We start from the raw sequence: 12224 nt of genomic DNA on the forward strand, positions 1-12224 counted from the left end.
AGGGTGGGGGTGAGGGCCAGCGGCGGTGGAAAAGCTGAACCCCTGCGCCTCAGCGCCCCGTCGTACGAAGCGCATCCGCCTCCGGCAGCCGCACCATCTCCGGCACGCTGACGACGACCAGCGCTTGGTCCGGCGACAGCGACGACAGCTCGATCGACTCGCCCGCGTTCTCGCGTCGCGCGCCGGGCTCGCGTGTCTGCGCGGCGCGGCAGGCCGTCTCGTTGGCGCAGACGATGATGCGCAGCCAGCGGTCCTCGTGGCGGATGCGCACCTCGGCCTGGTCCCAGTGCACCGGCAGGCAGGCGTCGACGCGCAACCGGCCCTGCTCGACCACGACGCCGCAGATCGATTCCAGCGACGCCCGCAGCAGCCAGCCCGCCGAGCCGCTGTACCAGCTCCATCCGCCGCGCCCGACCCAGGGCGCATGCGAGTAGATGTCGCCGGCCATCACGTAGGGCTCGATCGCATAGGTCGGTCCGAGCCGCGGATCGGCCCAGCGGTGCGCCGGGCTCAGCCCCGTGTAGACCTGCCACATCGTGTCGCGCTGCCCCAGCCGCGCCAGCGCCATCAGCGCCCATACTGCCGCATGGTTGTACTGGCCGCCGTTCTCGCGCACGCCCGGCGCATAGGACTGGATGTAGCCCGCGCTCGGCTGCGCCATCGCCAGCGGCGGATGCAGCAGTCGCGCCAGCTTCGCCACCGGATCGAGCAGGTGCGCGCAGGCGCTCGCCATCGCCTGACGCGCATGCGCGGGATCGGCCGCGGCGGTCAGCACCGACCAGCTCTGCGCGATCAGGTCGATCTTGCACTCGGCGTTCTCGGACGACCCCAGCGGCGAGCCGTCGTCGAAGAAGCCGCGCCGGTACCACTGCCCGTCCCAGCCGGGGCCGTCCAGCGCCGCGATCCAGCCGTCGCGCGCCGCCTTCCAGCGCTGCACGCGTTCATGCTCGCCGCGCGCGGTCGCGACCGGCGCGAAGTCCTCGATCACCTGCGCCAGGAACCACGCCATCCAGACCGATTCGCCCTTGCCCTCATGGCCGACGCGGTTCATGCCGTCGTTCCAGTCGCCGGTCCCGAACAGCGGCAGACCGTGCTGGCCGCTGTCCAGGCTGCGGTCGATCGCGCGGGCCGCGTGCTCGTAGACCGAGACCGTCGGGCCGTCGGTGCGCGGGCTCTCGTAGATGTCCTCCGCACCCTCGGGCACCTGCTGCCCGTTGAGGAAGGGCACCGCGTCCTCCAGCAGGCTCAGGTCGCCGGTGCGGACCAGGTAGTGCGCCAGCGCATACGGCAGCCACAACCGGTCGTCCGAGAAATGCGTCCGCACGCCGGCGCCACCCGGTTCGTGCCACCAGTGCTGCACGTCGCCTTCGGGGAACTGCCGCGCCGCGCTGCGACGGATCTGGTCGGCCAGCAGCTGCGGCGCGACGTCCGTCAGCGCCATCGCGTCCTGCAACTGGTCGCGATAACCGAAGGCGCCGCCCGCCTGGTAGAAGCCGGCGCGCGCCCACATGCGGCAAACCAGCGTCTGGTACGGCAGCCAATGGTTGGTCAGCGCGTCGAAGCGCGGATCCGGCGTCGAGACCTGCAGACCGCCCAGCAGTTCCGGCCACTGCCGGCGCTGGCGATCCAGACGCACCGCAGGATCGACCTTCCACGCGGATTCCATCAGCGCATGGGCGGCCTCCGGCGAAGGCGCGTGACCCAGCAGCACGGTCAACTCCGCCGGCTGCGAGGCGTCGAGCTCCAGCCGCGCCGACAGCGCGGCGCAGGCGTCGAGTCCGCTGCCGCTGCGACGGCTCAACGCCTTCGGGAGCACCATGCGGCCGGCGCTGTCGAAGAACTCCCGGCGATCGCAGGTCCAGTCCTGCTGGTCGAGCCGCACGCGAACCTCACCGGCATCGCCGAAGGGCGTAGCGCCTGTACCGCCAGCGTGGCGTGCATCGCTGCTGTCGCCGCGTTGCCGCGGCCGGATGCACAACGCCGCCGTCGCGTCGCCGAAGCCTCCGAGGTGGTCGAGCTGCGTCGCCTGCAGCGCGAGCGCGCGTTCCGGCTGAGGCAGCCCCGCGCCGAGCTCGCCGACCGTCAGCCAGTCGTTGTGCGTCGTTACCGAGAGGCGCTCGCCTCGCGCGCTGCCGAGCTGCCATTCGGCCAGCGCGACCAGCCGCAGCCGGCGCCGGGTCCGCGCCCCCGAGTCGATGCGCACCTGCACCTGCTTGACCGAGGCGTCGCGGTCGACGCACCAGCACAGTTCCACCTGGAGATCGTCCAGCTGCTGCCGGCTGCGCGAGTAGCCGATGCCGTGCTCGATCGACATCGGCGCCTCGCGGCGCAGTTGCCGGCCGAGCGGCCAGACGCGGTCGTTGTCCAGGTCGTGCAGCAGCAGCCACTCCCCGGGCGGATCGATCAGCGGGTCGTTGGACCACGGCGTGACCTGGTGCATCCGGCTGTTGCCGGCCCAGGTGTAGCCGGCGGCGATCTCGGTGACCTGGCAGCCGAAGTCGCGGTTCGCCAGCACGTTCACCCACGGCTTGGACGGGTGCCGCTCCGGCGAGACCTCGAAGGAGAAGCCGCCGTGGTCCGGATCGAAGCGGCCTTCCGGCGGACGCGACGTGGCTTCCGGCCGGGGCCGTTCGGCCAGCGCGTGCGCCACCGGCAGCCGCTGCGACTCGTTGGTCGGCGCCGTGTCCTCGATCCAGCGTTCGAGTTGCTGCGACAGCGGGCGTCCGTCGGCCTGCAGCCGCAACCGCGTCAACGTCTGCAGCGTGAATCGCTCGTCGGGCTGCAGGTCGCCGTCGCGCAGCACGTGCAGCGCCGAGCACAGATGCCCGGGCCGACCTTGCGCCTGGCCTTGCAGCCGCGCCTGCAGGGCCTGCAGCGTCTGCTGGACGGGGGCGTTGTACGAGGACGGTTCCTCGTTCAGCACGACGAGATCGACGCCGACCGCATGCGTGGTCCACATGCGCAGCGCCTTCTTCAGCGCGCGGATCAGGTCGATGCCTTCCTCGCCGGTGATGGTGACCATGATGATCGGCCGGTCGCCGGAGATGCCGAAGCGGTACAGCGCGCGGCGGTCGCAGCGGCCGCGCGGCTCGCGGACATGCGCGGGCTCGCGCACCGCCTGGCCGGTGACCAGCGTGTTGAGCTGCAGCAGCGCGCCCCAGGTCGCGGTGTCGAACTGCAGCTCCCGCAGCCGGATGCCGCCCATCGTGTGCGACATCGAGGCCGAGCGCTCCACATGCGCCGACTGCCGGTACTTGTCGACCAGCGCGCGCAGCAGGTCGCCGTCGCGCGAGGCGGCCGTGCAGAAGGTCAGTCGCACCGTCGCACCCGGCGCCAGGTCCAGGCCGACGCGCAGGCCGGCGATCGGGTCCAGGCCGGTGTCGAGCAGCCGGCCCGGTTCGCCGGCGGCGGTGACGTCGGCCTCGTCATCGACGAACTCCGGCCGCGCATCGCCGACCGGTCGCGTCGAACTGCCGTAGCGGCCCAGCCAGCGTCCGCGGTCGGCGATCGGCAGGACCTCGCGCAGCGTGTAGCCGTCGGGCCGGCATTCCGAGGTGTCGCCGTCGCGTCGCGGCCCCTTGGCGCAGGCGCTGCCGCCGTCGACACCGGCGAGGAAGAACACCGCGCGCATCGCGGCCTCGTCGAACAAGCGCGGCCGGCGCCGCAGGTGCAACGCGTGTTCCGCCTCGTCCCAGCGGGCCTGGATGAAGAGATTGGAGAAGGCCGGATGCGCCTCGTCGCCGCGCTGCGGCGCGAGCGTCGCTTCGAAGGACGAGACCAGGTCCAGCGCCAGCGGCTGCGAGCCGCGGTTCGTGAGCTCGACCTGGCGCAGCTCGCAGTCGTCCTCGGGGCTCACCCACACCGTGGTGCAGCTGTGCAGGTCGGGCCACGCGGCCTCGAACAGCACGCGCTCGGCCTGCATGCGCGCCTCGTAGCGGGCGCGCGGATCCGGCGCCGGGCGGGCGGTGTTGCTGAACCAGTCGTCCTCGCCCGCGCGGCGCAGCATCGTGAAGCTGCCGTGCTGGTCGCGCAGCAGGTCGTCGCGCCAGCGGGTCACCGACACGCCGTCCCAGTTGCTGTAGCCGCCGCCGTGGCTGCGCAGCACCACCGAGTAGCGGCCGTTGGTCAGCATGTGCGTCAGCGGCAAGGTCTCGTTCAGCGGCTCGCTCTCGCGCACCATGCGCGTCTTGCGCACCTGGCGCGAGCGCGGCGTGGCATCCGTCGCCGCGGTCGACAGCGGCGCCACTTCGCGCGGCGCGCGCTCGTGCAGCAGCGTCGCGACGGCCTTCACATGCGGATCGCTCATCAGCCAGCGGCGCGGCGCGTCGTCGGCCAGCAGGTTGGTGAGCGCGACGAACCCCATCGCCTGGTGGTGCGCCATGTAGGTCTGCACCAGCGTGAATCCCGCGCCGGCGGTCTGCCGCTGCGGCGTGTAGTCCACCGCCTCGATGAAGCCGAACGCGCCACGCGCGCCCAGGCGCTCGAAGTCCTGCAGGTTGGCCACGACCCGCACCGGCGCGACGATCGCCGCCATCACGGCCGCGTAAGGTGCCAGCACGCGTTCGTCGACGGCCAGCCGCGCCAGGGCCAGCGTCTGCACGCCCTGCGGTCCGTACTGGTAGGCGAGGGTGTGGTCCTGGCCGGCGATCGCCGATTCCGAGATGCCCCACGGCGTGCCCTTGTCGCGCGCCTCGAAGCGCTGCTCGGCCACCGCCGTGCGGATCGCCCGGCCCAGCGCGCTGTTGGCCGGCTCGCGCAGCACCAGGGACGGCATCAGATACTCGAACATCGAGCCGGTCCACGACTTCAGGCCGAGCGAATCTCCCATCCCGCTTCCCGCCCCGCTGCCGGCCCCGTCGCGCGAGAAGAACGGCCGCCCCAGCGAGCGCCAGTGCTCCGGCGGCAGGTCGCCCTTGGCGATCGCGATCAGGCTGGTGAGGCGCGCCTCGCTGGCGAGCAGGTCGTAGTGGTTCTCGTCGAGCTGCTGCGCGTCGCCGCGCCAGCCGATGCGCAGCAGGCGGCGTTCGGGATCGAACAGCGGGCGGTAGTCCGCCTCCAGGCCGAGCCGGCGCGCGCGCTGCGCGAGTTCGCGCAGCCGCTGCCGCGACTCGGCGAACGCCGCGCCGTGGTCGCGCCAGAAGGAGTCCAGCTGCGCGATGAGGTCGCGCAGCAGCCAGTGCGCCGCGGGGGCCTCGTAGTGCTCCGCCGTGGCGAGCCCGTCGAGCTCCGCCCGCGCCGCCGCGACCTGCATGCGCAGCACGGCCTGCTGCTCTTCAGCACCGGCTTCGGCGTTGCGCGGATCGATCAACGCGGCCACCAGCGAGGCGCCCGCGCCCAGCACGCCGTCGTTGGCCAGCGGCGGCTGCATGACACGCAGCCGGTGCAGCGTCTTCGCGAGCGCGTCACGCGGCGCCTGCGCAAGCTGGTCGGGCGTCATCTCCGCCGCCAGTTCACAGGCACGGGCCACCGTCAGCAGATGCGCCGAGCAGTTGCCGCTGTCGACCGCCGACACGTAGCCCGGCGCCAGGACGACCAGCGACTCGGTGTCGTACCAGTTGTAGAAATGGCCGTGCCAGCGCGGCAGGCGTTCGAGCGTGTCCAGCGTCGCCGACAGCCGCTCCGTCATCGCCACCACGCCGATGAAGCCCATCTCGCGCGCGCAGGCGACGGTCAGCAGGTACAGGCCGATGTTGGTCGGCGAGGTGCGGTGCGCCACCAGCAGGTGCGGCGTCAACTGCACGTTGTCCGGCGGCAGGTGGTTGTCGGCGGCGCCGACGTGCGTGTCGTAGAAGCGCCAGGTGTCGCGCGCGAGCTGCCACAGGTAGTCGCGGCCCTGCGGATCCAGCTCGGCTTCGCGCTGCAGCAGCGTCGCCCGCGGTGCGCTGGCCCACCAGATCCACAGCGGGGAGAGCGCCCACACGACCAGCAGCATCAGGGCGGCCGTGCCGCTCACCGGTGCGCCGGAGAGCGCGGCGATCGCCAGCACGCCGCCGAGCACCGCAGCCGCGATCGGCACGCGCAGATGCTGGCGGACCAGTGCCGGCAGTTCGCGCTTGGCCGCAGCCTGCGCGGCCGCGGCCGTCGTCCATTCGAGCAGGCGCCGGCCCGAGACAGTCTGGCGCCACAGCGCGCGACCGATGGCGTCGAGGTAGAGCAGCGACAGATGCAGCAGCAGCGCGACATGCCAGACCGCCAGGCCGAGCGCACGGCGCAGGTCGAGCGCGGTCTCGCGATAGAAATGCCGGCGCGCCAGGCCGTCGCGGCTTGGCACCAGCCCGGCGAGCGCGCCGACCAGCGGTCCGACCGCGAAGGCGGCGGCGACGACCGCCAGCGTCAGGCCGAAGGGCAGGACCTCCGTGCCCAGCACCAGTAGCATCAGGCCCAGCGACATCGGCGCGACCAGCGAGCGGCGCAGGTTGTCGATCAGCTTCCAGCGGTTGATCGGCGGAATGCCGTAGCGGCCGGCGCGCGCGATGAAGGGCAGCAGCTGCCAGTCGCCGCGCGTCCAGCGGTGCAGCCGCGCATGCGAGACGTCCGCATGCATCGGCGAGTCCTCGACCAGCGAGATGTCGGAGACGCCGGCGCAACGCGCGATGCTGCCTTCCAGCAGGTCGTGGCTCAAGACCTGACCCTCGGGCAGGCGTGCATCCAGCACCGCATGACAGGCGCGCACGTCGAGCAGGCCCTTGCCGGTGAAGCTGCCTTCGCCGAACAGGTCCTGGAAGATCTCCGAACTGACCGCGCTGTACGGATCGATGCCGAACTGGCCGACGAACAGGCGGTGGTACGGCGTGCTTTCCTTGTCGTCCGGCATGGGCGCGAGCACGCGCGGTTGCAGGATGGCGTAGCCCTCGACGACGCGGCGGCTGGCGGCGTCGACGCGGGGACGGTTCATCGGGTGTGCGGCGGTGCCGACCAGCGCGCGCAGGCGGCCCGGCGGCATGTCGGTGTCGGCGTCCAGCGTGATCAGGTGGCGCACGCCGGGGGCGGGACGGGACAGCTCGCCGAACTCGACGAAGGGCGAGGTGCCGGCGGGCGTCGCCAGCGTGCGCAGCAGCAGCTCGATCTTGCCGCGCTTTCGCTCCCAGCCGATCCAGCGGCGCTCGGTCGAGGACCATTCGCGCTGGCGGTGCAGGAACAGGAAGCGCGGCCGGCCGTCGGCCAGCGGCCCGTGGCGCTCGTTGAGCGCCGAGATCGCGTCCGCCGCGGTGACGACGATCATCGTGTCGCCGGTCTGGTGTTCCTCGTAGGCATCGGAATGATCGCTGAGCAGCGCGAACTGCACGAGGCGCTCGGGATTCGCCAGGTGGTGCTGTTCCAGCTGCGCGATGAGCGGCGCGATGGCGTCCTCGTTGGGCAGCAGCACCGGCATCACGACCAGCGTGCGTTCCGCGTCGGGCAGGCCGGTCGAGAAGTCCAGGCGAGGCAGTCGCGCGGGGCGGGCGAGCTCGCTGATCCAGCGGTTCGTCAAGGCCACGACGGCTTCGCTGATCGGACCGGCGGCCAGCACGGCGGCGGTCCACAACAGCCAGGTCGCAGCGCCGGGACGGGCCTGGCTCATCAGCCAGTACAGACCGAGCAGACCCAGCAGCGCCAGACCGCCGAGGTAGGCGACCGCCGCCCAGCGCTGGCCGGGCGCGGTGTCGTGTGGCGGCCAGCGGCGCTCCTGCAGGCCGAGCGCCGCGAGCAACGTCGGCCGGCCGGCGCCGCGCCACCAGTAGATCGGTGCGCTGCGGCGGTCGGGTTCGCCGTCCTGCGGCGGGCCCGCGCGCTGCGTCAGTTCCAGCAGCTGGCGCGCGATGTCGAGCTCGCTCTTCTCGCACTTGCGCGCGAGTTCCTCGATCTCATGCAGCGTCATGTCCTGCGTGTCCGCGGCCTCGGCGGCGAACACCGGCGACTGCCCCAGCGTCTGCATCACCGGGCTGACGGTCTGGATCAGGCGGCGCCAGTCGGTCTGGTCGATGCGCCGCAGCGCGGTGATCGCGTTGCGGATGCTCTGCAGGTCGCGGATCGATTCGTCCTGCTGCCGCGCGAGCGCCTGCGCGGGCGCCGGCAGCCGGGTGCTGAGCCACGCGGCCAGCTCGCCCATCAGCGGTTGCGGCAGTTCCTCGAGTCGATGGTCGAGTTGCAGCCAGAAGGCCTCGACGACGCCGCGTTCCTTCATGCGCGGCTCCAGCCGCGTGATGGCCTCGATGCCGGCATCGGTCGGATGACCGTCGTACCAGTGGTGGACGACGTCGCGCGCGGCCTGCAGCGTGGCGAAGCGCTCGGCCAGCCGGCGCAGGTTCTCGACCAGCACGACGCGCAGCGTCGTCGGCAGCGCCCAGAGCTCGGCCAGCGACAGCGCGCGCTCGTCCTGGTACGCGCGCAGATAGGCGGCCAGCAGTTCGGTGTCGAAGCCGCCGTCGGTGTGCGCCACCCAGGCCCAGGCGATGCCGTAGATGCGGGGCAGGCCCGCGAGCGGCTCGTCGCGCAGACGCGGCAGCAATCGGAAGAAACCGCGCGGCAGGCCGCGACGCACCTGATGGGTCTGTTCGTCGATCAGCGCGGCGTTGTCCAGCAGCCATTTGCCGGCGGCGCCGAGGTGGCGGAAGTCGCGATGGCGTTTCTCGATCAGGCGCCGCGTCTGCTGCAGCATGGCGACGTTGTCGTCCAGCCGCGGGAAGAACTGGCCGGCACCGGCCGTGCCCTGGACCGCCTGCGCCTGCGCGAGGCTGCGCCCGTGCTGCTCGAAGCGCGCCAGGCCGAACAGCACGGACCGCACCGGCGGCTCGATCGTGCCGAGCGCCGGGTCGAGCAACGCAAGTTCTTCCGCAATTTCCGGGGAGGGATCCGTCCCCGGCTCGGCGGAGCGGTTCGACGGGGCCTCCGGCGGATGGGCCGGAGGTCGGTGTGAGTCGTTCGCGCTCCGGACTTCGGTCATAGCCAGTGGGCAAACAGGCCGAAGGTGATGGCGCTGAGGGCGGCCGTGGTGGCCAGCCGGGGCAGGACCAGACCCCGCGCACGTTCAGCGAGCAGAGCGACGCCGAACCATCGCCCTCGGGCCTTCGCGCACTGGATCAGGTGGCGCTGCAGCGCCTGGTCGTAGTGGTGCGGGACGGCGGTGCCGACCGCACCGACCGGAACGATCGGGCTGAGCGGGCCGACTGGGCTGTTCATGGTGGGAACCTCTCTGCAAGTGGATGAAGCGGTCTGAAACCGGACGTTTCAAACTGGCAAGCACCATGCCTGCGCAAGCAATCCGTGCGACGGCTGCTGACGGCCTTCCAAATACCCATGCCGAGGCATGAATTCGAGCGCGATGTCAACTGCGCGTGAAGACCCTTCCTGTCCCTGCTTTGTCCCTTGATGGGACGCCGCCCTGTCCCTGCCTGTCACCGGGGCGATGGTCGCGGCTGTCCCTTGCGCCGTCCGCGGGAGGAGGGCGCGGAGGCCCTGCGAAGAGGCGGCGGCACTGCGCTCTCCAGAGGAGACGGGATGCGCCGGAGGCCCGATGAACAGGGGCTTCCCGGGCAGGCTGCCCTGAATGAGGGGGGCTGTCCCCGCTTACGGGATAGGGGGTGCGCGGGGCCGGTCGCGACTCCTAGACTTTGCAGCACTCGCATCGCAACCCGGCGCCCCGCAGGCGCCCCGGAGGATGACCATGACCGCCATCGCCTGGCTTCAACGAGGCCGACGCGCCTTCACCCGACTGCTCCTGGTCGCGGCCTCCTCGGCCGGCTTGCTGGGGTTGTCCGCCGCGCCGGCCGCGGCCGCGCCGATCACGCTGTCGACGACCCAGACCTCGGTGGTCCTGGACGCCGGCGACAGCTTCGTGATCACCGGCCAGATCACCAACATCAGCGGCGGCCCGCTGCTGACCACGGACTTCTTCCTGTCCCTCAGCGGCTATCCGTTCCCCTTCGTGGACGTGACGCCGCTGCTGGGCGACCCCGAGGTGGCGATCCCCGATCGCACCATCAGCCCGGTCCTGGACCTGCTGATGATCGCGACGCTGCCGGACCTGCTCGCGGACCTGAACTTCAACCTCTCCATCCTGCTGTCGGACATCAACGGCAACTTCGCCGACGAGGTGTCCGTGGCGGTGCTGGTGCGGGCCGCGGCGGCGAGCGACGTGCCTGAACCCGGCACGCTCGCCCTGGCGTTGATCGCGCTGGTGCCGCTGGTCGTGCGACGCGTCCATCGCCGGGACCCGCCTTCCGGTCCGCTCGCAGGCGCCTGAGCACGGACGGCCGGCGGATCACGCCACCGGCCGTTCTTCTCTCCGGTTCCCTCTCCCGTCCCCCGCAGCGACCGGCTTTCAGGCATCCCCGGACGCGCCCGGCACGACGGGTCCATTTCGACTTTCCTCGACTCTCTTCGAGACATCACAAGGGGCAGGCATGGCCACAGTCGTCTCCGCGCGCGTGACCCTCGGCGCGCCATTCATCCAGCGCTTCGCCGGTCAGGTGAGGTTGAACATCCCGTTGATGAACATCGGCGAATCCGCGCTCCAGGGCGTGCAGATCACCAGCATCACCTACGGCAGCGCGACGCGGCAGAGCCCGCCCAACGCGCCCATCTTCCTGGGCACGCTCGGGGCCTCGTCGTCGACGACCTTCGCCGGTCGCTTCTCCGACGCGGGACTGGTGGACAACGCCAACCTGCTGCTGACGGTGCGCGGGTCCTACGTCGTCGCCGGCGTGGCCTACGGGTTGACCGTCAGCCGCTACGTGCGGGTGCCGGCGGCGGGGAGCTTCCCGGCCGACGAGCTGCGCGCCTCGCTCGCGGTCACGACCACGCCCAACTACTGGAGCTACGCGCTGACCAACAACGAGTCGGCGGGCAGCGGCCAGCACATCGCGACGCTGTCGCTGTCGGTGAACGCGCCGGTGACGGTGACGGGCACGCCGGCGGGCTGGGAAGCGGACACCGACGGCATGACCTACGTGACCTGGGTCGCCTCGGACCTGGTGCCGCCGTATCCCAACCATGTGGCGCCCGGCGCGACCCTGGCCGGCTTCCAGCTGATGAGCCCGCGCACGAGCTCCGAATCGACCGGCGCGAGCCTGGTCGCCTGGGACCACGCGGCCGACGACGCCGGCAAGGTGTCCGCCGACTACACGCTGACGCCGTCGCGCACTTGAGCCGCCACGGCAAGGAGTGATCCATGACAGAACGCACCTTCGGTTTCGGGCAACGCGTCGCCGCGCTCTTGCGGCGCGGCATGGGCGGGTTTTCCGCCAGCGATTCGCCCGCCTTGCGATCGGATGACGCGATCGACCTCCAGGGGCACCTGGCGGACAACGCCTTCGACAACTTCACCCGCTCGCTGGGCAGCCAGGGCTCTCGCCGCGACGTGCTGAAGGTGTCGGTGCTGGGCATGTTCTCGACGCTGGCCGGCGGCCTGCTGCCGCGCACCGCGCAGGCGGCGGCGGACTGTCTGTGCGGTCGCCAGCTCTACGACCCCGCGCTGCAGTGCTGCCTGCCCAGCGGCGCCATCGCCAACAAGCATCCGGTGGCGGACCTCGCGGCCTGCCCGAACAAGGTGGCGCATCCCGGCTACAGCTGCACGCCCAACGGCTGCGGCGCGGCGGGCGGCACGCAGTACCCGTCGCAATACGGCGCGGCCAGCTTCCTGGGCTGCTGCAACGGCCACGACTGCTGCTACGGCGAGTGCAACCAGGCCAAGGCCGGTTGCGACAACACCTTCTACAGCTGCATGACCAGCTCCTGCGACGCGGCCTATCCCGTCAACATGGTGCAGGTCGGGCCGATCTCGGTGGACAGCAACAAGATCAAGCGCGGCGCCTGCAAGGCGGCGGCGGGGGCGTACTACCAGGCGGTCAACAACGCGGGCGGCGACGCCTTCACTGCCGCGCAGCAAGCCGGTTGCGATTGCTGCGGCACGCAGCCTTGCCCGACCTGCCCCGGCGGTACCTGCGGCGCGCTGCCGAGTTGCCAGGATCCGGGTTGCGTCTGCTTCCAGACCATCGAGGGCCGCGGCTTCTGCCATCTGCCGCAGTCGTGCGCGGGGCTGCCGACCTGCTCGTCCTCCGCGGGTTGTCCGTCGGGATGGGCCTGCGTCAGCGTGACCTGCTGCGGCTCCACGCCGATCTGCATCCGGCCCTGCTTCGTGGTCGGGTCGAGTCTGGCGAGCCGCTCGGCCTCGGTGCCCAGCGTCGGCATGACGACCGCGGGTCCGGCGCAGGGCTCCGGCGAGATGCGGGCGAAATAACCGCAGG

The 12224-nt window shown here is 71.6% G+C and carries 5 protein-coding genes; 3 read left to right on the forward strand and 2 right to left on the reverse strand.

The window, feature by feature from the left end:
* Positions 1-49 precede the first annotated feature (49 nt).
* A complete protein-coding gene (locus ACQZ13_RS11430; RefSeq protein ID WP_431051989.1) occupies positions 50-8800 on the reverse strand; it encodes a GH36-type glycosyl hydrolase domain-containing protein in 8751 nt (2916 codons plus the stop codon).
* A gap of 119 nt (positions 8801-8919) precedes the next feature.
* Positions 8920-9159 carry a hypothetical protein gene (locus ACQZ13_RS11435; protein ID WP_431051991.1) on the reverse strand — a complete coding sequence of 80 codons (240 nt, stop codon included), beginning with the start codon at positions 9157-9159 and terminating at the stop codon, positions 8920-8922.
* A gap of 484 nt (positions 9160-9643) precedes the next feature.
* On the opposite strand from ACQZ13_RS11435, the gene ACQZ13_RS11440 reads away from it, so the two are divergent.
* The 3 genes from ACQZ13_RS11440 (at position 9644) to ACQZ13_RS11450 (ending at position 12217) form a co-directional block, all read left to right on the forward strand.
* Positions 9644-10222, forward strand: coding sequence for a hypothetical protein (locus ACQZ13_RS11440; RefSeq protein WP_431051993.1), 579 nt, complete (start codon positions 9644-9646; stop codon positions 10220-10222).
* Positions 10223-10382: 160 nt separating this feature from the next.
* Positions 10383-11126: a hypothetical protein gene (locus ACQZ13_RS11445; RefSeq protein WP_088403765.1), complete on the forward strand. Its 744-nt coding sequence runs from the start codon at positions 10383-10385 to the stop codon at positions 11124-11126.
* A 23-nt stretch (positions 11127-11149) separates the two neighbouring features.
* A complete protein-coding gene (locus ACQZ13_RS11450) occupies positions 11150-12217 on the forward strand; it encodes a hypothetical protein (RefSeq protein WP_431051995.1) in 1068 nt (355 codons plus the stop codon).
* The last annotated feature ends 7 nt before the right edge of the window (positions 12218-12224 follow it).

It is taken from the genome of Roseateles sp. L2-2 (assembly GCF_050613215.1).
Lineage (GTDB): Bacteria > Pseudomonadota > Gammaproteobacteria > Burkholderiales > Burkholderiaceae_C > Roseateles > Roseateles noduli.